Annotated in this window: 25 protein-coding genes; 17 read left to right on the top strand and 8 right to left on the bottom strand. The window is 67.6% G+C overall.

Features of this window, described 5'->3' with window-relative positions; translation table 11 throughout:
* The first annotated feature begins 3 nt into the window (after positions 1-3).
* The 3 genes from Q0907_RS09430 (at position 4) to Q0907_RS09420 (ending at position 1,780) form a co-directional block, all read left to right on the top strand.
* Positions 4-651: an energy transducer TonB gene (locus Q0907_RS09430; RefSeq protein WP_299343793.1), complete on the top strand. Its 648-nt coding sequence runs from the start codon at positions 4-6 to the stop codon at positions 649-651.
* 118 nt (positions 652-769) lie between these two features.
* Entirely contained in the window at positions 770-1,090 is a 321-nt protein-coding gene (locus Q0907_RS09425; protein ID WP_299343790.1) for a hypothetical protein, read from the top strand.
* A gap of 126 nt (positions 1,091-1,216) precedes the next feature.
* Positions 1,217-1,780, top strand: coding sequence for an energy transducer TonB (locus Q0907_RS09420; protein WP_299343786.1), 564 nt, complete (start codon positions 1,217-1,219; stop codon positions 1,778-1,780).
* Between the two features lie 227 nt (positions 1,781-2,007).
* Here Q0907_RS09420 and aroA read toward each other — a convergent pair whose 3' ends face one another.
* The 3 genes from aroA to serC form a co-directional block, all read right to left on the bottom strand.
* Positions 2,008-3,318, bottom strand: a complete 1,311-nt coding sequence (aroA, locus tag Q0907_RS09415; RefSeq protein WP_299343783.1) for a 3-phosphoshikimate 1-carboxyvinyltransferase — start codon at positions 3,316-3,318, stop codon at positions 2,008-2,010.
* Between the two features lie 45 nt (positions 3,319-3,363).
* Positions 3,364-4,515, bottom strand: coding sequence for a prephenate dehydratase (gene pheA, locus Q0907_RS09410; protein WP_296282991.1), 1,152 nt, complete (start codon positions 4,513-4,515; stop codon positions 3,364-3,366).
* A 113-nt stretch (positions 4,516-4,628) separates the two neighbouring features.
* Positions 4,629-5,714 (bottom strand): phosphoserine transaminase, encoded by a 1,086-nt coding sequence (gene serC / locus Q0907_RS09405; protein ID WP_299343780.1) that lies wholly within the window; start codon positions 5,712-5,714, stop codon positions 4,629-4,631.
* Between the two features lie 199 nt (positions 5,715-5,913).
* On the opposite strand from serC, the gene msrP reads away from it, so the two are divergent.
* Together msrP and msrQ are read left to right on the top strand one after the other, a co-directional pair.
* Positions 5,914-6,882: a protein-methionine-sulfoxide reductase catalytic subunit MsrP gene (gene msrP / locus Q0907_RS09400; protein ID WP_299343778.1), complete on the top strand. Its 969-nt coding sequence runs from the start codon at positions 5,914-5,916 to the stop codon at positions 6,880-6,882.
* Positions 6,883-6,891: 9 nt separating this feature from the next.
* Positions 6,892-7,521: a protein-methionine-sulfoxide reductase heme-binding subunit MsrQ gene (gene msrQ, locus Q0907_RS09395; RefSeq protein ID WP_296282988.1), complete on the top strand. Its 630-nt coding sequence runs from the start codon at positions 6,892-6,894 to the stop codon at positions 7,519-7,521.
* Here the strand turns inward: msrQ and Q0907_RS09390 are convergent.
* Positions 7,490-8,293 (bottom strand): FHA domain-containing protein, encoded by an 804-nt coding sequence (locus Q0907_RS09390; protein WP_296282986.1) that lies wholly within the window; start codon positions 8,291-8,293, stop codon positions 7,490-7,492. The genes msrQ and Q0907_RS09390 overlap by 32 nt on opposite strands.
* A gap of 98 nt (positions 8,294-8,391) precedes the next feature.
* Between Q0907_RS09390 and Q0907_RS09385 the strand changes: the two genes are divergently transcribed.
* The gene (locus Q0907_RS09385) at positions 8,392-8,667 is read left to right on the top strand and encodes a polyhydroxyalkanoic acid system family protein (RefSeq protein ID WP_296282985.1); all 276 of its coding nucleotides are present in this window, start codon (positions 8,392-8,394) and stop codon (positions 8,665-8,667) included.
* A 3-nt stretch (positions 8,668-8,670) separates the two neighbouring features.
* Here Q0907_RS09385 and Q0907_RS09380 read toward each other — a convergent pair whose 3' ends face one another.
* The gene (locus Q0907_RS09380) at positions 8,671-9,387 is read right to left on the bottom strand and encodes a hypothetical protein (RefSeq protein ID WP_296282983.1); all 717 of its coding nucleotides are present in this window, start codon (positions 9,385-9,387) and stop codon (positions 8,671-8,673) included.
* A gap of 86 nt (positions 9,388-9,473) precedes the next feature.
* Here Q0907_RS09380 and Q0907_RS09375 point away from each other — a divergent pair, with 86 nt between their 5' ends.
* The 4 genes from Q0907_RS09375 (at position 9,474) to Q0907_RS09360 (ending at position 13,082) form a co-directional block, all read left to right on the top strand.
* Complete coding sequence (locus Q0907_RS09375) at positions 9,474-10,718, top strand: patatin-like phospholipase family protein (RefSeq protein ID WP_299343775.1); 1,245 nt, start codon at positions 9,474-9,476, stop codon at positions 10,716-10,718.
* Positions 10,719-10,812: 94 nt separating this feature from the next.
* Positions 10,813-11,373 carry a phasin family protein gene (locus Q0907_RS09370; RefSeq protein WP_299343772.1) on the top strand — a complete coding sequence of 187 codons (561 nt, stop codon included), beginning with the start codon at positions 10,813-10,815 and terminating at the stop codon, positions 11,371-11,373.
* 242 nt (positions 11,374-11,615) lie between these two features.
* On the top strand, positions 11,616-12,569 hold the full coding sequence (locus Q0907_RS09365) for a restriction endonuclease (RefSeq protein WP_299343770.1): 954 nt from the start codon (positions 11,616-11,618) through the stop codon (positions 12,567-12,569).
* Between the two features lie 84 nt (positions 12,570-12,653).
* Positions 12,654-13,082 (top strand): group II truncated hemoglobin, encoded by a 429-nt coding sequence (locus tag Q0907_RS09360; RefSeq protein ID WP_299343767.1) that lies wholly within the window; start codon positions 12,654-12,656, stop codon positions 13,080-13,082.
* Positions 13,083-13,165: 83 nt separating this feature from the next.
* Here Q0907_RS09360 and Q0907_RS09355 read toward each other — a convergent pair whose 3' ends face one another.
* Entirely contained in the window at positions 13,166-15,154 is a 1,989-nt protein-coding gene (locus Q0907_RS09355; RefSeq protein WP_296282975.1) for an SDR family oxidoreductase, read from the bottom strand.
* A 151-nt stretch (positions 15,155-15,305) separates the two neighbouring features.
* Here Q0907_RS09355 and Q0907_RS09350 point away from each other — a divergent pair, with 151 nt between their 5' ends.
* Both Q0907_RS09350 and Q0907_RS09345 read left to right on the top strand, forming a co-directional pair.
* The gene (locus tag Q0907_RS09350) at positions 15,306-15,563 is read left to right on the top strand and encodes an acyl-CoA-binding protein (RefSeq protein WP_296282974.1); all 258 of its coding nucleotides are present in this window, start codon (positions 15,306-15,308) and stop codon (positions 15,561-15,563) included.
* Positions 15,563-16,189: a TetR/AcrR family transcriptional regulator gene (locus Q0907_RS09345; RefSeq protein WP_296282972.1), complete on the top strand. Its 627-nt coding sequence runs from the start codon at positions 15,563-15,565 to the stop codon at positions 16,187-16,189. Before Q0907_RS09350 ends, Q0907_RS09345 begins: the two co-directional genes overlap by 1 nt.
* A gap of 51 nt (positions 16,190-16,240) precedes the next feature.
* Here Q0907_RS09345 and Q0907_RS09340 read toward each other — a convergent pair whose 3' ends face one another.
* Positions 16,241-17,194 (bottom strand): YafY family protein, encoded by a 954-nt coding sequence (locus Q0907_RS09340; protein ID WP_296282970.1) that lies wholly within the window; start codon positions 17,192-17,194, stop codon positions 16,241-16,243.
* A gap of 87 nt (positions 17,195-17,281) precedes the next feature.
* Between Q0907_RS09340 and Q0907_RS09335 the strand changes: the two genes are divergently transcribed.
* A complete protein-coding gene (locus Q0907_RS09335) occupies positions 17,282-17,689 on the top strand; it encodes a GFA family protein (protein WP_299343764.1) in 408 nt (135 codons plus the stop codon).
* Between the two features lie 61 nt (positions 17,690-17,750).
* On the opposite strand, the gene Q0907_RS09330 is transcribed toward Q0907_RS09335, so the two are convergent.
* Complete coding sequence (locus Q0907_RS09330; protein WP_299343761.1) at positions 17,751-18,164, bottom strand: hypothetical protein; 414 nt, start codon at positions 18,162-18,164, stop codon at positions 17,751-17,753.
* 164 nt (positions 18,165-18,328) lie between these two features.
* Here Q0907_RS09330 and Q0907_RS09325 point away from each other — a divergent pair, with 164 nt between their 5' ends.
* From Q0907_RS09325 to Q0907_RS09310, 4 genes are all read left to right on the top strand, one after another.
* On the top strand, positions 18,329-19,183 hold the full coding sequence (locus Q0907_RS09325; protein ID WP_299343759.1) for a hypothetical protein: 855 nt from the start codon (positions 18,329-18,331) through the stop codon (positions 19,181-19,183).
* Complete coding sequence (locus tag Q0907_RS09320) at positions 19,167-19,730, top strand: hypothetical protein (RefSeq protein WP_296282963.1); 564 nt, start codon at positions 19,167-19,169, stop codon at positions 19,728-19,730. The genes Q0907_RS09325 and Q0907_RS09320 overlap by 17 nt, the downstream gene beginning before the upstream one ends.
* A 361-nt stretch (positions 19,731-20,091) precedes the next feature.
* On the top strand, positions 20,092-21,303 hold the full coding sequence (locus Q0907_RS09315; protein ID WP_299343757.1) for a flagellin: 1,212 nt from the start codon (positions 20,092-20,094) through the stop codon (positions 21,301-21,303).
* An 81-nt stretch (positions 21,304-21,384) separates the two neighbouring features.
* Complete coding sequence (locus Q0907_RS09310; protein ID WP_299343756.1) at positions 21,385-22,557, top strand: flagellin; 1,173 nt, start codon at positions 21,385-21,387, stop codon at positions 22,555-22,557.
* Positions 22,558-22,629: the final 72 nt, after the last annotated feature.

Genomic DNA, 22,629 nt, shown 5'->3' with positions numbered 1-22,629 from the left:
CCCATGTCGGCCCAGCAACCGCACGATCCGCACTTCACCTTCCGCCTGCCCCGCACCGCCCTGCGCAATGCGGCGATCGCCTTCGGCGTCGGCCTGCTGCTGTTCCTGATCGTCTGGTGGGCCGGCCGCGACGACGGCTTCTATACGCCCGACCCCGCACTGCCCGGCAAGTCGCTGCCGATCGAAGCGCTGCCCGAGCCCCTCTCCACCGGCGCCGGCGCGAGCGGCATGGACGAACCCGCGCCCCGCCCCGCGGCCGAAGAGCGCCCGCAACTGGTGGAAGAAGCGCCGATGCCCTCGCCCGTCGTGGAAGCGCCACTGCCCGCCACGCCGGCCGACGCGGCGGCACCGACGACCACGGTGCCGCTGGCCCCTGGCGACGTGCCGGTTCCGATTCCCGGCCAGACACCCGCCCCGGACTACCCCGCCTCGGCCATCCGTGCCGGAGACCAGGGCACGGTGATGGTGCGCGTCGAAGTGGGGGCGGACGGCGTACCGACCTCCGTCGAGATCGCCGAACGCAGCGGTTCCCGCGATCTCGACCGCGCCGCACTCGCTGCGGTACGGCAATGGCGCTTCCAGCCGGCGCAGCGCGACGGCCAGCCGGTGCCGGGCGCGGTGACGGTGCCGATCGATTTCAAGATGCGGTGACCGCATTGGCCAGGCGCGATCGCTGAAACGCATCGCTGCCTGGGCGGCAATCCCGCTGATCGTCCTCTTCGCGGGCTCATGGCCTTGGTCCACGCGCAGCCCGTCGGTCGAAGACCCGTTGGGCGACGAGCCCGGCCAGACCTGGGTGAAGGGTCGTGGCTACTCCCATGCCGCGCGACTGATGGACTCCGGTCGCTACGCGATGCAGGTGCAGTGCGATGTCTGCGCGGGACCGATCCAGTCGGGCACGTGGACACGCCAGGACCACGCGTTCGTACTGCGTCAAGCATCGGGTTCGATCGCGATGGAGCCGGTGCCCATCAGCGTGATGGGATGCGACGCACTGGCGAGATGCGGCGAACAGAATGGTCGTGTGCACGGGAGCCTCTACTTCAATTCGCTGCGCGAATGCGCTTTTACGATGCGTACGCATTGCTGAACCGTCATTCCGCTAGCTGAACTTCGGCACGCTCGTTTCATCGCTGAATCACGCGTCGAAAACATCCGCAAGCAAAGACTCGGCACCGTTCCAACGCGGAACCCACAACGCGAAACGGAGGTTCACATGTCAACGTCCATCAACAACGAATACCGTGCGCCGGATCCCACCCTGGAAGAGACCCAGATGGAACCGCGACGCAACGCATCCCCCGTACTGCTGATGCTGCTCGCTTTCGCCGTCACCGCGGGTGGCCTGATCTGGTGGAGCCAATCGCGCGCCCCGGCGGAAGCGCCTGTCGCAACCGCACCGAGCCCGGTGATCGACCAGCCGGTGACCACGACACCAGCCAATGAGCGTGCAACCGGCAGCGCCAATCACGATCGCGCCGATCGTGCGACCCGTGCCGCTGCGATCAGCCGTGATGCACGCCCGCTCGCCAGTAACGCCCAGCCTAAGTACCCGGCCTCGATGTTGCGTGCCGGCGTCGGCGGGACGGTCGTGGTGCTGGCCGATGTCGATGCCAACGGCAACCCGGTGAACGTTCGTGTGGTCGAGCGCAGTGGTGAGCGTGAGCTCGATCGTGCCGCGCTGAGCGCCGTGAAGCAGTGGCGCTTCGAACCGGCCATGCGGAATGGCAAGGCCATCGCCACCAGCGTGAAGGTGCCGGTGGACTTTAAGCCGATCTAAGCGCTGTAGCGCTCCATAGAACTGACGAGGAAGCAGAAGGGGGACGCGGGCAGGCGTCCCCCTTTTTATATCTGGCTTCTTGCAGGAGCGACGTCAGTCGCGACCATGATCCTTCTGCAGCAGGAACACGGCAGGGAACGGCGGCGTGAACAGCGGGATGGCGAACCACATATGAACTCAAGGGCTGCGGTCGCGACTTACGTCGCTCCCACGGAGAGCCCAACGCGTCACGCCTTGCGCAAAGCGAATCCCGTGCCCGTCGCGAGGCCGTTGTAGTTCGGGAACGAGGTCGCCACGTTGGCGACATCTCCGATTCGCACCTCACCGGTCGCGACCTGTCCGGCGATCGAGAACGCCATCGCGATGCGGTGATCGCCGTGACTATCGACCACGCCGCCCCGCAGCGGCCCCGGGAAGATCGTCGCACCGTCGAGCGTCTCGTCCACGCGCAGGCCGAGCGTGCGCAAACCGTTGGCCATGCTGGCCAGACGATCGGACTCTTTCACCCGCAATTCCGCCGCGCCGCGCACGACGGTGGGACCGTCTGCCGCGGCGGCCGCGACGAACAGCGCCGGGAACTCATCGATCATGTCGGGCACCAGCGCCTCCGGCACCTCGATGCCCTGCAATGGCGCATGGCGGACGACCAGGTCCGCCACCGGCTCGCCGCCGTGTTCGCTGGCGTTCTCTTCGGTGATGTCCGCGCCCATCAGCCGCAGTGCCTGCAGCAGGCCGGTGCGGCGCGGGTTCAGTCCGACCGCGCGCAGGCGCAGTTCCGAACCGGGAATGATGCTGGCCGCGACCAGGAAGAACGCCGCGGACGAGAAATCGGCCGGCACGGCGATGTCGGTCGCCTTCAGGCGCTGCCCGCCGCGCAGGCGCGCGAAGCCGGGGGAGAAGTCGATGTCGACGCCGAACGCCTTCAGCATGCGCTCGGTGTAGTCGCGCGTGGGGTGCGGCTCGCGCACCACGGTCTCGCCTTCTGCGTACAGGCCAGCCAGCAGCACGGCCGATTTCACCTGCGCGCTGGCGACTTCCAGCGTGTAGTCGATGCCGGCAAGGGCTTGTCCGCCATGGATGCGCAACGGCGGCAGGCCGCCCTCCTCGGTGTCGATGCGCGCACCCATCGTGGATAGCGGGCCGGTGACGCGGCGCATGGGACGCTTGGACAGCGATTCGTCGCCGACGAGCACACTGTCGAACGGTTGCGCGGCCAGCAGGCCGGCCAGCAGGCGCATGCCGGTGCCGGCATTGCCGCAATCAAGCTCGCCATCGGCCGCCTTCAGGCCATCCACGCCGACGCCATGCACGATACGGCGCGATGGCGAGGGCGTTTCCATCCGCACACCGAGGCGCGAAAAGATCGCGGCGGTCGCGCGGGTGTCCTCGCCTTCGAGGAAGCCGTCGATCGTCGACGTGCCGTCGGCCAGCGCGGCGAACATCACCGCGCGGTGCGATACCGACTTGTCGCCGGGGATGTCCAGGGTGCCGCGCAGCGCGCGGCCGGTGGAGGCGATCCAGTCTTGCTTGCTGCTCATCAGGTCTCTCGGTTCATCGGCCCATCCGCGGGCCCGGGCAACGGATCAGGGCACCGCGACGGGGTACGACCCCAGCACCTTGATCTGCGCGGAATGCTGTTTCAGTTCCGCCAGTGCCTGCTTCATCGCCTCGTCGTCGATGTGTCCGGCCAGATCGATGAAGAAGCCGTACTCCCACTTGGCATGGTGCGAGGGCCGCGACTCGATCCGGTTCATGCTGATGCCGTGGCGGGCGAACGGGCTGAGCACGTCGAACAGCGCGCCGGGCTTGTCGTGGATGAAGACCAGTACCGAGGTGCGGTCGTGGCCCGACGGCGGGAAGATGCTGCGGCCGATCACCAGGAAGCGCGTTGTGTTGTCCTTGTCGTCCTGGATCGGGCTCATGACGACCTTCTTCAGGCCGTAGACGTGCGCCGCGCTCTCGCCCCCGATGGCCGCGGCATCGTCGTTGCCACGCGCGCGTCGGGCGCCTTCGGCGTTGCTCGACACCGGCACCTTCTCCACCTTCGGCAGGTTGGCGCGCAGCCAGCCCGCGGTCTGCGCGAACGATTGCGGATGCGCGTAGATGCGCTCGATGTCGTCGATGCGACCGGTGCGCGACATCAGGAACTGGTGCACGCGCAGCTCGACTTCGCCGCAGATCTTCAGGTCCGAGGTCAGGAACATGTCCAGGGTGATCTGGATGGTGCCCTGGCCCGAGTTCTCCACCGGCACGACGCCGAAATCGGCGTTGCCGCTGGCCACTTCTTGGAAGACCTCTTCGATGCTGGCCAGCGGAAGACCATGCGCCGAGCGGCCGAAGTGCTTGAGCACCGCCTGCTGGCTGAAGGTGCCCTCCGGGCCGAGGTACCCGATCTTCAGCGGTTCCTGCTGCGCCAGGCAGGCGGACATGATCTCGCGGAAGACATGCACCAGCACTTCGTCGCTGAGCGGGCCTTCGTTGCGGTCCACCACCATGCGCAGCACCTGGGCTTCGCGCTCCGGGCGGTAGTAGTCCACCGCGGCGGCCAGCTTTCCCTTGGCCTTGCCGACCTGGTGAGCGAAGACGGCACGTTCGGCGATCAGGGACTGGATCTGGCGGTCGATGCCATCGATCTTGGCGCGTACGTCGGACAGCGCCGGGGCGGGCGTCGCCTCGGTCTTCTTGCCCGCGGCGGGCTTGGCGATCTTCTTTGGCTTGCTGGGTTTGGATGCCATGTCGTTTTCCGTATTCCCGTCGCTTCCCTGTGGGAGCGACGTAAGTCGCGAAAGGTTATCGGTGAAGCTTCATCGCGACTGACGTCGCTCCCACATCGGGCAATGCAGGGACTTCATCCGTTACGTTGCTGGAAATCGCGCATGAAATCGACCAGCGCCTGCGCGCCTTCGACCGGCAGCGCGTTGTACAGCGAAGCGCGGATGCCACCGACCGCCTTGTGGCCTTTCAGCGCCAGCAGGCCGGCCGCCTTGGATTCGGCCACGAAGCGCGCGTTGAGGGTGTCGTCCGGCAGGAAGAACGGGATGTTCATCCGCGAACGCACCGCCGGCGTAACGTCGTTGCGGTAGAAGCCGCCGGACGCGTCGATGGCGTCGTAGACGAGCGATGATTTGACCGCATTGCGCCGCGCGAACTCGGCCACGCCGCCTTCGGCCAGCATCCACTTGAACACCAGGCCGGCGAGGTACCAGTTCCAGGTCGGCGGCGTGTTGAGCATGGAGTCGCGCGCGGCATGCGAGCGGTAGTCGAAGATGTCGGCGCGCGGTTGGCCGCTGCGCTCGAACAGGTCCTTGCGGATGATCACCACCGCCACGCCGACCGGGCCAAGGTTCTTCTGCGCGCCGGCATAGATCACGCCGTACTTCGACACGTCCAGCGGCTCCGAGGCGATCGAGGAACTGAAATCGGCGAACAACGGCACCTCGCCCACGTCCGGGGTGTCGCGAAACTCGACGCCGTGGATCGTCTCGTTGGCGGTGATGTGCACGTAGGCGGCACCCGGTGTGAGCCTCCACGTGTCGCGCGGCGGGATGTCGTGGAAGCCACCGGCCTCGCCGTCGGCCGCGATGTTGACCGTGCAGTACGGCGCGGCCTGCTTGATGGCGGTCTTGCCCCAGTGGCCGGTCACCACATAGTCGACGACCTGGCCGGGCGCAGCGAAATTCAGCGCCAGCAGGGCCTGGTGGGTCGTGGCGCCACCCGACAGGAACAGCACCGCATAGTCGTCGGGGATGCCGACCAATCGGCGCAGGTCCGCTTCGGCCTCGGCCGCCACGGCGATGAAGTCCTGGCTGCGGTGGCTGATCTCCACGATGGACGCGCCAATGCCGTTCCAGTCGAGCATCTCGGCCTGGGCCTGCCGCAGGACCGATTCGGGCAGGGTGGCGGGACCGGCACTGAAGTTGAACGCGCGCGTCATGGGGCACCTGAACAGGAGGGTCCGTAGTATGCCGCAGCGCATCAGTTGCAGGGGCAACGAAGCGGACGCGCGGGCATGAATCCCGTACGCCGTGCATCCCGCGATCACCCGGGTGCGTATAGGCTGCACGTGACCGGCCCGCGCGGGAATTTTCCGCGGCGACTGCCGTCCAACCGCCATCCCCTTGCCGGAGAAGTCCATGTCCCTGCGCGACGCCTTGCGGATCCGCGAGTCCGAGGTCACCGACGAAGCGATCTATCGGGATCGCCGCCGCCTGCTGCAGGCCTTTGCCGCCGCGCCGGCCCTTGCCCTGGCCGGCTGCGCGGAAGCCGAACCTCCCGCCCCCCCGAAGGTCGTGGTGACGCCCGAACAGGCGCGCTCCGGCTTCCGCACCACCGAAACGCTGACGCGTTACGAGGACGTCTCCAGCTACAACAACTTCTACGAGTTCGGTACTGGCAAGGCCGACCCGTCCACGGCGCGCAAGACGCTCAAGACCTCGCCCTGGTCGGTGGCGGTGGGGGGCGAGTGCGCAAAGCCCGGCACGCTGTCGCTGGAGGACCTGGTGAAGGGGCTGGCCCCCGAGGAGCGCATCTACCGGCTGCGCTGCGTGGAGGGCTGGTCGATGGTGATCCCGTGGCTTGGCGTGCCGCTGGCCGATGTGCTGAAGAAGTTCGCGCCCACGTCGAAGGCGAAGTACGTGGCCTTCACCACCCTCGCCGACCGCGCCCAGATGCCGGGGGTCCGCTATCGTTCCATCAATTGGCCCTACCGCGAGGGCCTGCGCATCGACGAGGCGATGCACCCGCTCACCCTGCTGGCCACCGGCCTGTACGGCAAGCCGCTGCCGCAGCAGAACGGCGCGCCGTTGCGGCTGGTGGTGCCGTGGAAGTACGGGTTCAAGAGCATCAAGTCGATCGTCGAGATCAAGTTCGTCGAGCGCATGCCGGAGACGGCATGGCACGATCTGCAGCCGTCGGAGTACGGGTTCTTCTCCAACGTCAATCCGAACGTGGACCATCCCCGCTGGAGCCAGAAGACCGAGCGTCGCATCGCCGGCACGCAGAGCAAGCTGTTCGCCGAACGCATCCCCACGCGCATGTTCAATGGTTACGGCGATCAGGTGGCGTCCCTGTACGCCGGCATGGATCTGAAGAAATGGTACTGAGCCGACACGATGCGTAAGGCGTCCGCAGGCCTGGTGGCGGCCAAGAGCGTGGTGCATGCGCTGGCGCTGACGCCGCTGGCGATCCTGGGTTGGCAGTTCTACGACGTATGGCAGCGCGGCAGCGATGCGCTGGGCGCGGATCCGGTGGCGGAGATCGAGCACCGCACCGGCCTGTGGGCGCTGCGCCTGCTGATGGTGGCGCTGGCGGTCACGCCCCTTCGCCAGTTGACCGGGCAGCCGGTGCTGCTGCGCTTCCGGCGCATGCTGGGGCTCTACGCCTTCTTCTACGCCACGCTGCACCTGGCGGTCTACCTGGGCCTGGACCTGCGCGGATACTGGACGCAGATCTTCGAGGAGATCGCCAAGCGTCCCTACATCACGGTGGGCTTCACCGCGTGGCTGTTGCTGGTGCCGCTGGCGATCACCTCGACCCAGGGCTGGATGCGCCGGCTCGGCCGGCGCTGGGGCCAACTGCACAAGCTGGTGTACGCCATCGGCGTGCTGGCCGTGCTGCACTTCTGGTGGCTGGTGAAATCCGACATCCGCGAGCCGCTGCTGTACGCCGGCATCCTGGCGGTGTTGCTGGGCTGGCGCCTGTGGAAATCGGTCAGCCGGCGCCGAACAGCAGCAGCGCGCTGAGCGCGCCGGCCATCAGCAACGCCGCAAGCAGCAACCATGGCCAGCGAAGCGCGGACGGGCCCGCCGGACGGTCCGCATCGGCCACCGGGTGGTCGCGATCGGCGTCTTCCAGCGGGGCGGGCTCGTCGACCCTGGCCGTCGGCGCCCACGGCACTTCCAGCACGAAACGGTGCTGCGCATCGAACACGATCTGGTCACCCGCCGACAGCAGCGCATCCCGGACCGCGACTCCGTTGACCCGGGTGCCCTCGGAAGACCCCAGGTCGCGCAGCAGCACGCGCTCGCCCCGCAACTCGAGCCGCGCGTGCCGCTCGGCAAAACCGGGGTCGTCGATGCGGATGTGCGCATCGCGGGCGCGTCCGACGATCCGGGGCTGCTCGAGCGATACGCTCCTGCCGTGGTACTTACCGCCCAGGCCGCGCAGCACCACGCGCACATCGCCTTGACCGGCGTCGCTGGTGTGCAGATCGGACGCCGGCGCGTAGCCGGACTGCAGCAGCAGCTCGACGCCTTCCACGTAGACCGCGTCGCCCGGGCGGAGTACGGCCATGCGCTTCACCGGCCGGCCGTTGATGTGGACCCCGCGCATCCCGTTGGCCACCTGCAGCCACAGCCCGCGCCGGTCGACGCATATCTGCGCGAGCAATGCACCCTGCAGCGCATCGCCGACTCCGATGGTGCCGGCGGCCTCGCGCACGATGCGGTGCACGCCGGTGGTGAGTGGCCGGTCAGGCGCAGGGCGGTTGCTGAAATGAAGTCGGAGGTTCTGCACGCGACGGGAGCCTAGCAGGTTGGCGCGTGGCCGGCAGCACCGGCTTGGCATCTTCACGCGGCGGCCCGCAGAATACCGCCACGTCACAGGAGCCGCGCATGGCCAGCATCGACATCAAGCATCCCCATTCCAAGTCGCCGGCGCAGGCGCGCAAGGCCATCGAAGGCGTCGCGAAGAAGCTCGCCGAGCGCTTCGACATGGATTACGGATGGGACGGCGACACGCTCAACTTCAGCCGGTCGGGCGTGGACGGCAAGATCGCCCTGCTCGACGACACGCTGCGGGTCACCGCGAACCTGGGCTTTCTGCTGTCGGCGATGAAAGGCCCGATCGAAGCCGAGATCCGTCGGGTACTCAGCGAGAAGTTCGACTGACGCTCAGTCCCGGAACGGGTCCGGGTCCGACGAGAAGAGCCGCCGGGACACCGCCCGTTCCGCCCGCTCGATGTCGCGCACGAACGCCTTGCCATCGCCCAGCGCGGCAAACGCGGCGAAACCGCGCTCGAGGAAGCCCTGCAGTTCGCCCAGGCCGGTGGCCTTGGCCGGGCCGCGCGACAGCTTGAGCAGTGTGGCCACGCCCGGCGTCTTCACCGCGCGCGCGAGCCCGACCCCTACCTCGGCGATCAGATCGATCTGGTGCCTGCGCAAGCGGGGCAACCCGACCTGGCGATAGGCCTCGCCGTACAGGCGCGCGTCCAGCTTGCGGCGCTGGGGCGCCAAGCGATGCAGCGCCTCGGCCATGCGCATGTCCAGCGCATGCGTCAGCACGCCCAGTTCGATGCCGTGCGCCACCGTCTCCAGCACCGCGCCCGGCAACAGGCGCTGCATCATCGGCATCACCTTGGCGACATTGGCATCGCGACCACTGAAATCATGGTCGCCGTAGACATCGGTCAGGAAAAACATCGCCGCCGCCCGTCGTGTCGGGTCATTCAGGAAATGGGCGAAGCTGGCCTCCAGGCGGGCGGCCTGCCATCGCCGGACTTCGGGGAGCCAGCGCAGCCGGTTGCGCGGCTCGCGGGCCGGGTCGTGCGCCGCCTGGTGCCAGGCCAGGCGCCTGCCGACGCGTTCGATCAACGGATTTCCTCGGGCCATGGCGCCATGATCCCGACCGAGCGCGACCACCGCAAGCCGGCGACCGGTCGGCTACACTCGGCCGGCAACGTCATCACGGGTAGTACATGCTTTCGATCCACAGCGCGCGGCAACGGGGCCACAACGGCAAGATCGGACTGGCCATCGCCGGCGGCGGCCCCATCGGCGGCATGTACGAACTCGGCGCGCTGCGCGCCCTGGACGAAGCGCTGGACGGTCTGGACCTGACCCGGATGGACTGCTACGTGGGCGTCAGTTCCGGCGCCTTCCTCGCGGCGGGGCTGGCCAACCGCATGGGTACGGCCGAGATGTGCCGCATCTTCATCACCGGCACCAGCGACGACGCCCAGTTCCGCCCGGAAACCTTCCTGCGCCCCAATGTCGGCGAGTACCTGCGCCGCGCCGCGAGCCTGCCGGGCCTGTATGCCGACTGGCTGCAACGCCTGCTGCGGAATCCGCGCCGCGCCACCCGCTGGTCGGACCTGTTCCTCCGCTTCGGTGGCTTGGTGCCGACCGGCATCTTCGACAACGAGGAGGTCGAACGCTTCCTGCGCGACATCTTCAGCCGCCGCGGCCGCAGCAACGATTTCCGCACCCTGGACGCGGACCTGTTCGTGGTCGCGGTCGACCTGGACAGCGGCGAGGCCGTGCGGTTCGGCGAAGAGGGCTGGGACGACATCCCGATCTCGCGCGCCGTGCAGGCCAGCTCCGCCCTGCCCGGCCTGTATCCGCCGGTGGAGATCGGCGGCCGCCATTTCCTCGACGGCGCCCTCCGCCGCACGATGCACGCCAGCACCGTGCTGGACCGCGGCATCGACCTGATGATCGGCATCAACCCGCTGGTGCCGTTCGATGCCAACCAGGCCGCACCGCAGGCGGACCAGGCCGAACAGGTCGGGCTCGCCAGCGGCGGCCTGCCCGCCGTGCTGTCGCAGACGCTGCGCACGCTGCTGCAGTCGCGCATGCAGATCGGCATGGAGAAGTACCCGCATCGCTACCCGGACATCGACCAGCTGGTGTTCGAACCGAACTCGGACGACAGCGAACTGTTCTTCACCAACCTTTTCAGCTTTTCCTCGCGCCACCGCGTGTGCCAGCTGGCCTACCGCAATACGCTGGCCGACCTGCGCAGGCGCTCCGCCGTGCTCAAGCCGATGCTGGCCGCCCATGGCATCCGCTACAACGAGGACATCGTCAGCGACCGCCACCGTTCGATCCTGGACGGACTCGACGTTACCCCGCGCATGACCGAGACCACGGCCCGCCTGCGCCGCGCCCTGGACGATGTCGACCAGCTGGTGTCGCGCCGGCGCGCGACGCGCAGTTCCTGAGCCGATCACGGATACATCACCGGCTGGTGTGAAAACTCTAGACGCGCCGTCGATTCTGGCGCGCACTCCTTTCTCCAACGAACGACGGAACGCCATGGCCACGCTGAAGAAATCCGCACGCAAGAAGACCGCTTCCGCTTCCCGCAACGACGACCTGCAGGCGCAGGCCGAGCAGATGTCCAAGCGCCTGGGCGAATCGGCGCAGCAGGTGTGGCTGGCGGGCGTCGGGGCGTTCGGCCGCGCGCAGGCCGAGGGCACCAAGCTGTTCGAAACGCTGGTGAAGGAAGGCCTGTCGCTGGAGCACATCACGCGCAAGGCGGCCGGCGGCAAGGCGCAGGCCATGCGGGATGCGGTGGAGACCACGGTCGGGCAGGCGCGCGAGCGCGCATCGGATACGTGGGATCGCCTGGAGAAGGTTTTCGAAGAGCGCGTGCACCGCGCGCTGCGCCGACTCGAGGTCCCCAGCCGCGAAGACCTCTCCGCGCTGATCGACCGCGTCGATGCGTTGAATGCCGAGCTGCGCAAGCTCGGCGGCGCGCCTGCGGCGAAGCCGGCCCGTGCGGCACGCCCGCGCAAGGCCAGCGTCAAAAAAGCGGCGCCCGCCGCGAAGAAAACGCCCGCCAAACGTGCACCGCGCAAGAAGGCTGCACCATAAGGCTGCAGCGCGTTTTTGAAGGCTTTTCTGAACAAAATTTTGTTGCGCAGCACCATCGAATGGCGTAACAATCATTCCGCCCGCCAGTCCATCGAAGTTCGTTTGCTCCCCTCCCCTTACGGCTTCGGACTGGCGGGCTTTTCTTTGCCTGCATTCCGCAACGCCGAGCGGCCATCGAAAGACACGCGCCGGGCCGGCCCGGTAGAATCGCGGTCCTAATAACAACAACGCATCCGCGACGCATGTCCCTTTGGCTCCTTGGCTTGGCCGTCACCCTGGTGAGCGGCATCGCGGCGACCGCCTATCTCTGGCTGGTGCGTCGCCCCCGCGATGAAATGACCTACGGCCTGCATGCGCTGTCCGGATTGCGCTGGCGCGAATTCTCCAAGCTCGTCCTGGCCGCGATGGCCGGCCGCGGACTGGTGGAGGCCTCGCCCGAACCGCAGGAATCCCGCGAGCCCCAGTCGACCTTCCTGCTGCAGCGCGGCGACGAGCGCTGGCTGCTGTCCTGCAAGCATGGGTCTGCCTATCGGATCGCCGCCGCGCCGGTCCATGAACTGGCAGCCAGCATTCGCCTGGGCGCCGCACAGGGCGGCATCCTCGCCACCGAAGGCAAGGTGGAAAAGGAAGGCCGCGATGCGGCGCAGGGCACGAATATCGAACTGCTCGACGGCCCCCGCCTGTGGCCGCAGGTACGCCACCTGATCGAACCCGCGCTGCGCGAACAGATCGATCAGTACGCGAGCGGTCGTGCCAAGCGCCATACGGGCATCTCGTGGCTGGGGGCGGTCGCCCTGGGCGCGCTGGCGATGGTCGCCTGGTCCAGCGGACATCCGGCGTCGATGGACGACGTGCCCGCTGCGTCGCCGCCCGCGTCTTCGGCCCGCCCGAGCACGCCACCGCCACCCACCGTCACCGCCCCGCAGGCCACGTTCCGGGAACCGACGGAGGAGGAACTGGAGGTGCAGATGCGCGACGTGCTCAAGGCGCTGTCCAAGACCCCCGGCATCACGCGCGGCGTCTGGCAGACCAAGCTGACGCTGAGCATCGATCGCGTCGCCAGCGAGAAGGACATCTGGCCGTGGATCTGCCTGGAACTCGAGCGCTACCCGGCCCTGCGCGCGACCCGCGTGCAGCTCAATCCGCCGCCGGGAAGCAGCGAGCCGGTGCGCTGGCGCCAGTGCAAGACGATGTGATCGCCGGCGCACCGCGACACTCCGTCGCTGTGCGTGTCATGTCGTTCCCGGGATGATCGCCAAACGGCTCCCATGCTTTGCCCCATGACCGACGTTCCCGAACCCACGCCTTACGACCGCATCGGCGGCGAAGCCGGCCTGCGCCGGATGACGCAGCGCATGTATGCGTTGATGGACACGCTGCCGGAAGCGGCCGCGGTCCGCGCGCAGCATCCGGATTCGCTTGAGGGCAGCGAGCAGAAGCTGTTCGAGTTCCTCAGCGGCTGGCTCGGCGGGCCGCCATTGTTCACCCGGAAACACGGCGCGCCGATGCTGCGTGCCCGCCACCTGCCATTCCGGATCGGCATGGAGGAAGCCAGCGGCTGGCTGGCCTGCTTCCACGGCGCGATGCTCGAGACGGTTGAAGACGTCGAACTGCGCGGGTTCCTGTGGTCACGGATAGAACCCCTGGCACTGCACATGCGGAACCTGCAGGCGGTGCCGTTGCGGTGGACGGATACCCAGGACGCGTAGAGCGGAGCTTGCTCCGCTGCGTTCGCTGCCGCGCGATCGGCATCGATGGCGACACCGCGCCGGCCCGGCGCGACGCCACGCCCCTACCAGTGCACGCCCCGCATCAGCGACGCGAACGCGATCTGTTCCTGGCTCGGCGCGGACTCCTTCAGCGCCTTGCGGTCGCCCTTGGCGGCGGCGGAATCCGGGAACAGCTCGAAGGCCGTATTCATCACCACCTCGTACGCCTTCGGCGCCACCGCATTGACGAGGGCCGCGAAGATGCCGAGGCGGGTCGCGATGCGGCTGGGCTTCTCGATGATCGCCTTGACCAGCAGGTCGGCCGCTTCCTCCGGCGACAGCGTCGGCACGCTGTCGTACATCTTGGTCGGCGCGATCATCGGCGTCTTCACCAGCGGCATGTTGATGGTGGTGAAGCTGATGCCCTTGCCCGACAGCTCGCCCTGCGCGCAGCGGCTGAACGCGTCCAGCGCCGCCTTCGATGCGACATACGCCGAGAAGCGCGGCGAGTTCGCCAGCACACCGATCGAACTGATGTTGATGATGTGGCCCTTTCGACGCTCGGTCATCTTCGGCAGGAAGCCCATGATCAGGCGGATGCTGCCGAAGTAGTTCAGCTGCATGGTGCGCTCGAAATCATGGAAACGGTCGTAGCTGGCCTCGATGGAACGGCGGATCGAGCGGCCGGCGTTGTTGATCAGGATGTCGACCTGGCCGTGCTCGTCGAGCACGGTCTTCACCAGCCGGTCGCAGTCGGCCATGTCCGCCAGGTCGGCGGTGTAGGCGAAGACCTTGCCGCCCGCCTTCTTCATGTCGTCGCGGGCCTTGAACAGTTCCTCTTCGCCACGCGCCACGATGATCGTGGTCGCGCCCGCTTCGGCCACGCGCTGGGCGGTGGACAGACCGATGCCGGAGGAACCGCCGGTGATGACGACCACCTTGTTGCGCACCTTCCCCTTCAACGAGCGATCGATGAACAGGTCCGGGTCGAGGTGGCGCTCCCAGTAGTCCCACAGGCGCCACGCATAGTCGTCCAGCCGCGGCACGGCGATGCCGCTGCCCTTCAGCGCCCGCTCCGTCTCGCGGCTGTCGAAGCGAGTCGGATAGGTGATGAACTTCAACACCTCTTTCGGGATCTTGAAATCGCGCAGCAGCATGCCGATGAAACGGCGCACCGGCGGCAGGTTGCCCACGGCCATGCGGATGCTGCCCGGCACGAAGGCGAACATGCGCGCATCGATGCGCATGGTCATCTCCGGCGCGTGGCCGGCGCGGCAGAACGTGTTGAGCACCTCGCCGACACGCATGGGTTCCGGGTCGGTCAGGTGGAAGGTGTGCCCGTCCAGCTTCGGCTTGTGCGCGATATGGTCCATCGCGTCGGCGACGAAATCCACCGGCACGATGTTGATGCGCCCTCCCTCGATGCCGAGCACCGGCACCCACTGCGGCAGGAGTTCGCGCAGCTTCTTGATGAGGGTGAAGAAGTAGTACGGGCCATCGATCTTGTCGATCTCGCCGGTCTTCGAGTGGCCGACGACCATGCCGGGGCGGTAGATCCGCCACTTGATGCGGGTTTCCTTGCGCACCAGGCCTTCGGAATCGTGCTTGGTGCGCAGGTAGGGATCGTCCAGGCCTTCGGCTTCCTCGAACATGTCCTCGCGGAAGATGCCCGGGTACAGGCCGGCGGCGGCGATGGAACTGGTGTGGTGGAAGCAGCCGGCCTTGAGCGCCGCCGCCAGGTCGAGTGCGTGCTGCGTGCCGTCGATGTTGGCTGCCTGCTGGGCTTCGCGGCTGGCGGTCAGGTCGTAGACCGCGGCCAGGTGGAAGAAATGCTTCACCTTGCCGGTGAGGGCACGCAACTGGGCGGGGGTCAGGCCGCACTTCGGCTTGGTCATGTCACCGTGCACCACCGCCACGCGCTTCATGTCCCAGCCCGCTTTCTTCGCTATGGCGTCGAACTTCTTCTGCGAGTCCTTGCGGACCAGCACGTGGACCGTCCCGCTGCGCTTGAGGAGGTTGCCGACCAGATAGCGGCCAATGAATCCCGTGGCGCCCGTGACGAAATAGCTCATGACGACCCATCCCTCGAGTTGTGTGGGCCAGCCCCTCCGACCGCCCTGCGGGCTAACTTGCCAGAGCGGCCCACGTTCGACAATCCCGTCACGGATTGACCGCCCCCACCACCCGTGGTCAGATGGCCCCGATCACTGGGAGGGATCATCCATGGCAGATCTGAAGAGCGCATTCGAACAGGCATCCAAGGACATCCAGACGCTGTCGGAGCGTCCGGACAACGACACGCTGCTGCGCCTGTACGGCCTGTACAAGCAGGGCGCCGAGGGCGACGTGAAGGGCGACAAGCCGGGCTTCTTCGATTTCGTCGGCACGGCCAAGTACGAAGCCTGGGCCAAGCTGAAGGGTACTCCGCAGGAAGACGCGCAGAAGAAGTACGTGGACCTGGTGAAGAAGCTCATCGCGTAGTGGCACGCGACACGCGCCAGCGCATCCTCGACGCCGCCCTGGCGATGTTCAACACACAGGGCGAGCCTCACGTCACGACGAACCACATCGCCGACGAGCTGGAGATCAGCCCGGGCAACCTGTACTACCACTTCCGCAACAAGGACGACATCATCGAGCAGCTCTTCGCCCGGTACGAAGAGCGCATGGACGCCGCACTGACCCCGCCCACCGAGCGCCTGCCGGGCCTCGAAGACATCTGGCTGCAGCTGCACCTGGTGTTCGAGTGCATCTGGGACTACCGGTTCCTCTACCGCGATCTGGTCGAGATACTCAGCCGCAACCGGCGGCTGCGCATGCGCTTCGCGCGCATCCTCAAGCGCGCCGACGACAGCGCGCATGCGGTGATGCGGGGAATGGGACACGCGGGCGTGATGCGGGCCTCGGCGGCGGAACTCGCCGCCACCGCCACCAACGTGCTGGTGGTCTCGACGTTCTGGCTCAACTATGCCTCCGCGCGTGGCGAAAAGGATGAGCAGGCCGCCATCCGGCAGGGCATCGTGCAGGTGATGATGCTGGTGGCGCCGTTCCTGCGCGATGCCGAGCGCGTCCATCTGAATACGCTGACGCAGGCTTACACCGCCTGAGCGGCCCCGGCATCGTGCGCGCCGGACGCGCGGCGTGCCGAACCTTCCCCTTCAGGCCGCCGCCAGCGTCGCGCCCAGGCGGGCCGATGCCGCCCGCAGGTCGGGCAGCAGTCCACGATCATCGACGATCTCGAAGTCCGGGCCGATCAGCGCCATCAGCGCGAGCAGCGCATCGACGGATTCCGCCCCGAGCTCGAGCATGCAATGGTCCGCATCGCCGGCCTCGAGGATCCCGCACCAGGGCGGCACGCGCGCGGCCTGTTCTTCGATGGAACGCGGCAACCGCAGCCTGACCTGGAAGCGGGTGAACGGCTGCGTGATGGACTTGGCCACGTAGTCGGCGACGTCGCCCGGGAACGCGCGGGGCGGGAACTGCGTGCCGGTGTCGTGCAGCGCCTCCACGCGATCGACGCGGAACGTACGCCAGTCTTCCCGCTTCAGGTCCCAGGCCACCAGATACCAGCGGCTGCCCGTGTGCACCAGGCGCAGCGGTTCGATCAGGCGTTCGGTGGCACGCTGGCTGCGGTCGCGGTAGTGCATGCGCAGGCGGAACCCGTCGCGACAGGCGCCGGCGATACGCAGCAGGAGGTCCACATCGGAGGTCGGCAGGCCGCCGGCCAGCGACAGGGTGACCGAATACAGCGCGCTGGCGCGCTTGCGCAGGCGCGCCGGCAGCCACTGGTCGAGTTTCGACAGCAGCCGCAGCGCCGTGTCTTCCATCCGCCCCACGCTGGCGGCGGCCGTGCGAAGCGCCACGGCCACCGCAACGGCTTCGTCATCCTCCAGCAGTACCGGCGGCATCGCGGATCCGGCGCCGAGCCGGTAGCCGCCGCCCAGCCCGGGCGAGGCATCGATGGGGTAACCCAGTTCGCGCAACCGCTCGACATCGCGGCGGAGGGTGCGGCGGTCGATTTCCAGCCGCTGGCTCAGCTCGGCACCGGTCCAATGGCGACGGGACTGCATCAGCGACAGCAGGCGGAGAAGGCGGTTGGACGTACTGAGCATGGAGCCAGTATGCCCCGGCATTGAGGACTGATTCTGTCCTCGATAGAGGGAACACTGGAGCCTCCCTCCTGCAGCGAGCGCGTCCCCATGACCGTCCAGACGTACACCGGCAGCTGCCATTGCGGCGCCGTGCGTTACGAAGCCGACCTCGACCTGTCCGCCGGAAGCGGCCGCTGCAACTGCTCGGTCTGCGCCAAGACGCGGTACTGGGGCGTGGTGGTGAAGCCGGATGCCTTCCGCCTGCTGCAGGGTGAAGAAGCGCTGACGCGCTATCCGTTCGGCACGGGCATGGTGGAACACCTGTTTTGCCGTCACTGCGGCGTCAAGTCGTTCGGACGCGGCGAGCTGGAGGTGTTGGGCGGGCGCTATTACTCGGTGAACGTCGCCTGCCTGGACGATGTGGAACCCGCCCTGCTGGCGGAGATCCCGATCCGCTACGCCAACGGCCGCGACAACGACTGGTTCTCGGAGCCTGCGATTACCGCGCACCTCTGATCGCCCCCCGAAACGCAGGACGCCCCGGCATGCCGGGGCGTCCAGTCCGAGATCATCGGCCTCAGGCGCGGCTGCGGCGGGCCGGACGCTTCGCGGCGGCCTTGCGGGGCGCAGCGGCGCGCGTGCGCTTGGCCGCCGGCTTCTTGCGGGTGCGGGACGCGGGCTTCCTGCGCGGCGACGCCTTCAGGCCCAGCTTGACCAGCACTGGCTGCAGGCGGGCTTCGACATCGGCGCTGAAGCGCTCCACGCTCGCCTCGCCCTGCTCGCGGGCCTCCGCCAGGCGATCCCGTACATCGCGCTGGGCTTGCCCGGCAAGCGCTTCCGCCTGCTGGCGCGCGGCCTGCAGTTTTCCTGCAGCATCGGCGAAGGTGGTGAGTGCTTCGCGGCGAGCGACGGCGATCAGGCCCAGGCCAGCGAGCCAGACGTGGCGCAGGGTGGGTTCGGGGGTCTTGCGGGTGTTCTTCTTGGCGGCCATGGGGCGATCCACATGCCGGCCGCGACGGCCGGCTTCCATGACGGGATGCTGTCCGGCCTGCGTCGAGCAATCACACTATTGGCCGTTGTCGCGATGGAATGCGTAGGGGTTGCCTGCGGACGCGGTTCGCGGCGATGCTCGCGGCATCCTGGGAGGGACGATCGATGGCAGCGAAATCATCCAAGTGGGCTCCGTTTCCGCACGACGCCAAGGCCTACGCCTATGCCGGCGATGCACTCAAGAAAGCCTGGCCTGCCCTGCATGCCGGCGACCAGGAGCCCTACCCCGACGAAAAACGCGCCAAGGCGCTGATCGCCGCGGCAGGCAAGGCCGCCAAGGGGATCGAGCCCGCCGAACTGGCGCAGAGCCTGCAGGAGGCATGGCGCGCCTTCCATCGCGGCGACTTCCAGACGGCGTTCGAGGCTGGCGAAGCCCTGGGCCCGCTGGGCGCCTCGGTCGCGGTCAAGGCCATGGGAATCCATGCCACGTATCTGGTGGACGACGAAGCCGAACAACTGAGGCGCTTCGAGCAGGCGGCGACGCTGGCCGAGGCTGCCGTCAAGGCCTTGCCCGGCGAAGCGAACAGTCACTATCGCCACGCCTTTGCGCTGGGCCGCTACAGCCAGGGGCTGAGCATCGCCAAGGCACTCAAGCAGGGGATCGCCGGCAAGGTGCGGGCCGCGCTCGACGCCACCCTGGAGCGCGAGCCCAAGCATGCCGAAGCGCACACGGCGCTGGCGCTGTACCACGCCGAGATCATCGACAAGATCGGCGCCATGATCGGCGGGCTGACGTACGGTGCCAAGGCGGGTGAAGCCGAGTCGCACATCAAGACCGCGCTGAAGCTCACACCCGATTCGCCCATCGCCCACGTCGAGTACGCCAACGTGCTGCTGCTCCTGCATGGCGACAAGAAGGAAGATGCGGCCGCCGCATCGTTCGAGAAGGCGGGCAAGCTGAAACCGCGCGATGCCATGGAAGCACTGGACGCTGCCCACGCGAATGCGCAGATCGAGTAAGGCCTGGCCACTCGTGCTGGCGGCGCTGTCGCTGGCCGGCGCTCGCAGCCCGGCGTCCGCGCAAGCGGCCGTCGCACCGGCGCCGGTACCGGCGGCCGGACCCACGGACACGCTGCTGGACGCCCTCACGTGCCGCACCGCGATTGCCGACCTGCCGGCATTGCTGCAACGCCTCCGGCGTGAACGTCCCACGGAGTTCGTGCAGACCGAACGCCAGTACGGCGCGCCGATGATGGACCTCTACCGGCTGGAAGCGCCGGTGCAGGCATGGGGCCATCGCAGCGATGCGGTAGTCATCACCGACAGTCGCGTGCTGCTGCTGGTGGACAGCCCGATCGAGCAGGCCACTGCCCAGCTCGAGCGCGCGCTGGAGGACAGCAAGGACGCACCGCTGTCCGCCGCGCTGGACGACGGGCACGCGCTGGTGGTCTATCCCGGCGAACAGCCAGGCCTGCAGGGGCGCACGCTGGTCGGCTGCGAATACCGCATGCCTTCGCTCTCGCTGCTCGCCGATCCCGACGACGCCTGGCGGACACCCACGCCCTGATGCGCCACGTGCGCGTCGCGCGCACGCCTTCATCCTGCCTTGCACCTGCGCCCTGCGACCGCGCCATGCGCGCACGTTCGTGCGCGCCTGCGACGCGCCCTGGGGTTTACTCGCGCCCGCGAGCGCGCCTTAACGGCAGCCTGCGTTCCTTCTTTAGCCCTTTTCCACGCTTTCACGCATCCACCGAAACGCCTGCGCCACAGGGGTTTCGGCGACCTAGCACTTTTTTTCGACGACCCCCTAAAGGTTTTTTCGGCAGCGCCGTTATTCATTTCGCAACACGAAGACGACTAGCCCAACAAAACAAACCGGCAGCGTCTTTTCCCTTCAACGCCGTGAATCCAAATAAGAGGAGACGAACATGGCACAGGTAATCAACACCAACACGATGTCGCTCAACGCTCAGCGCAACCTGAGCACCAGCGGCGCTTCTCTGGCCACCACCATCCAGCGCCTGTCGTCGGGCCTGCGCATCAACAGTGCGAAGGACGACGCGGCCGGTCTGGCCATCTCCGAACGCTTCAGCACGCAGATCCGCGGCCTCGACGTCGCCGTGCGCAATGCCAACGACGGCATTTCGCTGGCCCAGGTCGCCGAGGGTTCGCTGACCGAAATCGGCAACAACCTGCAGCGCATCCGCGAACTGGCCGTGCAGTCCTCCAACGCCAGCAACTCCGCGTCCGACCGCGCCGCCCTGAATGCCGAAGTCAAGCAGCTGACCGCCGAAATCGACCGCGTCGCCAAGCAGGCCGACTTCAACGGCACCAAGCTGCTGGACGGCTCCTTCACCAGCCAGCTGTTCCAGGTCGGCGCCAACGCCGGCCAGGCCATCGCCATCGACAAGGTCGTGGACGCCCGCGCGCAGACACTGGGCGGCGTGACCTTCGCCAACCTGTACACCGGCACCGCATTGGGCGCTGATGCGGCGGCCGCAGACACCACCTTCTCGCAGTTGCAGGTCACCGTCACGCCGACCGGCGGCACGGCGACCACGTACGACATCGGCGCCTTCGAAGTGAAGGCCGGCCAGTCGATCACCCAGGGCGCCGCGGCCGCGCTGAACGCCCGGCTGGGCGAAACCGGCGTCTATGCCGAGGTCAAGGCCGGCGTCATCAACCTGAGCGGCATCAAGGGCGGACAGGAATTCGCACTTGCCTTCGGCGGCCCCGTGGTCGCCGGCGCCACCGCGTCGACCGCCGCCAACCTCGGCCTGACCGAAACCAGCACCAACGGCGGCGACCTGGCCGCGGCGGGCAGCTTCGTCCAGGGCCTGGACATCACCACGTTCGCCGGTTCGCAGCGCGCGCTGGAAGTGGTCGACAAGGCCCTGACCTCGGTCAATGGCGCCCGCGCCGACCTGGGCGCCATCCAGAACCGCTTCACCTCGGTGGTCGCCAACCTGCAGACCAGTTCGGAAAACCTGGCCGCCTCGCGCAGCCGCATCCGCGATACCGACTTCGCCAAGGAAACCGCCGAACTGACCCGCACCCAGATCCTGCAGCAGGCCGGCACGGCCATGCTCGCCCAGGCCAACCAGGTGCCCCAGAACGTGATGTCCCTGCTGCGGAACTAAGCCTTTGCGTCCCGGGTTGCACGGCCGGGAAGCGTTGGAACCTCCACCCCCCGTGCGACAAACGCCTAAGGAAACCTTCTCATGGCACAGGTAATCAACACCAACACGATGTCGTTGAATGCTCAGCGCAACCTGAGCACCAGCGGCGCCTCGCTCGCCACGACCATCCAGCGTCTGTCGTCGGGTCTCCGCATCAACAGCGCCAAGGACGACGCCGCCGGCCTGGCGATTTCCGAACGCTTCAGCACGCAGATCCGCGGCCTCGACGTCGCGGTCCGCAACGCCAACGACGGCATCTCGCTGGCCCAGGTGGCGGAAGGCTCGCTGACCGAGATCGGCAACAACCTGCAGCGCATCCGTGAGCTGTCGGTGCAGTCGGCCAACGCGACGAACTCCTCGTCCGACCGTGCTGCGCTGAATGCGGAAGTCAAGCAGCTGACCGCCGAAATCGACCGCGTCGCCAAGCAGTCCGAGTTCAACGGCACCAAGCTGCTGGACGGTTCGTTCTCCAGCCAGCTGTTCCAGGTCGGCGCCAACGCCGGCCAGGCCATCGCCATCGACAAGACCGTCGATGCCAAGGCCAATGCGCTGGGCGGCGCCCAGTTCGCCACCGGCACGATCGCGGCGGTGACGGGCACGGACAATACCGACCAGGTGGTCGCGGCGTTCACCATCACCGACAGCAAGGGCACGGCGGTCAGCTTCGACGCCCTGACCGTCAAGAGCGTCGGCCTGGCCGCCGCCAACGCCAGCGAAACCGGCAAGCAGCTGGCCGCGCACATCAACAGCAAGGTCGGCGAAACCGGCGTGTATGCCGAAGCCAACGCGGCGGGCGCGGTCACCCTGACCTCGGTCAAGGACAGCGTCAACAGCAGCGGCGCGTTCACCGCATTCGCCACCACGGCGGCCGGCTACACCGCCGGCGCGGCACCGACCAAGCAGTACGCCAGCAACCTGGACATCAGCTCGGTCAAGGGCGCACAGCAGGCGCTGGAAATCGTCGACAAGGCCTTGACCTCGGTCAACGGTGCCCGCGCCGACCTGGGTGCGGTGCAGAACCGCTTCACCTCGGTGGTCGCCAACCTGCAGACCAGCTCGGAAAACCTGGCCGCCTCGCGCAGCCGCATCCGCGATACCGACTTCGCCAAGGAAACCGCCGAACTGACCCGCACCCAGATCCTGCAGCAGGCCGGTACGGCCATGCTGGCTCAGGCCAACCAGGTGCCCCAGAACGTGATGTCCCTGCTCCGCTAAACCGCTGAACGGCATCGGGCGGGCGGCACTCTCCCCGCACGCCTGATGCCCACCTCTCCACCGCCTTGAGGA

It is taken from the genome of uncultured Pseudoxanthomonas sp., from assembly GCF_947498795.1.
GTDB lineage: Bacteria > Pseudomonadota > Gammaproteobacteria > Xanthomonadales > Xanthomonadaceae > Pseudoxanthomonas_A.
Note: the sequence above shows the minus strand (reverse complement) of the source record. Positions and strands in the feature narration are given on the sequence as shown.

Bases quoted from the DNA above. Each gene is read 5' to 3' on its own strand.
- Q0907_RS09340 (WP_296282970.1), bottom strand. From the start codon at position 17,194: ATGCTCAGTACGTCCAACCGCCTTCTCCGCCTGCTGTCGCTGATGCAG.
- Q0907_RS09320 (WP_296282963.1), top strand. From the start codon at position 19,167: ATGCGCAGATCGAGTAAGGCCTGGCCACTCGTGCTGGCGGCGCTGTCG.
- Q0907_RS09315 (WP_299343757.1), top strand. From the start codon at position 20,092: ATGGCACAGGTAATCAACACCAACACGATGTCGCTCAACGCTCAGCGC.
- aroA (WP_299343783.1), bottom strand. From the start codon at position 3,318: ATGAGCAGCAAGCAAGACTGGATCGCCTCCACCGGCCGCGCGCTGCGC.
- Q0907_RS09325 (WP_299343759.1), top strand. From the start codon at position 18,329: ATGGCAGCGAAATCATCCAAGTGGGCTCCGTTTCCGCACGACGCCAAG.
- Q0907_RS09335 (WP_299343764.1), top strand. From the start codon at position 17,282: ATGACCGTCCAGACGTACACCGGCAGCTGCCATTGCGGCGCCGTGCGT.
- Q0907_RS09330 (WP_299343761.1), bottom strand. From the start codon at position 18,164: ATGGCCGCCAAGAAGAACACCCGCAAGACCCCCGAACCCACCCTGCGC.
- Q0907_RS09365 (WP_299343770.1), top strand. From the start codon at position 11,616: ATGTCCCTTTGGCTCCTTGGCTTGGCCGTCACCCTGGTGAGCGGCATC.
- msrQ (WP_296282988.1), top strand. From the start codon at position 6,892: ATGCGTAAGGCGTCCGCAGGCCTGGTGGCGGCCAAGAGCGTGGTGCAT.
- Q0907_RS09375 (WP_299343775.1), top strand. From the start codon at position 9,474: ATGCTTTCGATCCACAGCGCGCGGCAACGGGGCCACAACGGCAAGATC.
- Q0907_RS09310 (WP_299343756.1), top strand. From the start codon at position 21,385: ATGGCACAGGTAATCAACACCAACACGATGTCGTTGAATGCTCAGCGC.
- Q0907_RS09385 (WP_296282985.1), top strand. From the start codon at position 8,392: ATGGCCAGCATCGACATCAAGCATCCCCATTCCAAGTCGCCGGCGCAG.
- Q0907_RS09350 (WP_296282974.1), top strand. From the start codon at position 15,306: ATGGCAGATCTGAAGAGCGCATTCGAACAGGCATCCAAGGACATCCAG.
- Q0907_RS09430 (WP_299343793.1), top strand. From the start codon at position 4: ATGTCGGCCCAGCAACCGCACGATCCGCACTTCACCTTCCGCCTGCCC.
- Q0907_RS09370 (WP_299343772.1), top strand. From the start codon at position 10,813: ATGGCCACGCTGAAGAAATCCGCACGCAAGAAGACCGCTTCCGCTTCC.
- Q0907_RS09380 (WP_296282983.1), bottom strand. From the start codon at position 9,387: ATGGCCCGAGGAAATCCGTTGATCGAACGCGTCGGCAGGCGCCTGGCC.
- Q0907_RS09420 (WP_299343786.1), top strand. From the start codon at position 1,217: ATGTCAACGTCCATCAACAACGAATACCGTGCGCCGGATCCCACCCTG.
- serC (WP_299343780.1), bottom strand. From the start codon at position 5,714: ATGACGCGCGCGTTCAACTTCAGTGCCGGTCCCGCCACCCTGCCCGAA.
- pheA (WP_296282991.1), bottom strand. From the start codon at position 4,515: ATGGCATCCAAACCCAGCAAGCCAAAGAAGATCGCCAAGCCCGCCGCG.
- msrP (WP_299343778.1), top strand. From the start codon at position 5,914: ATGTCCCTGCGCGACGCCTTGCGGATCCGCGAGTCCGAGGTCACCGAC.
- Q0907_RS09360 (WP_299343767.1), top strand. From the start codon at position 12,654: ATGACCGACGTTCCCGAACCCACGCCTTACGACCGCATCGGCGGCGAA.
- Q0907_RS09355 (WP_296282975.1), bottom strand. From the start codon at position 15,154: ATGAGCTATTTCGTCACGGGCGCCACGGGATTCATTGGCCGCTATCTG.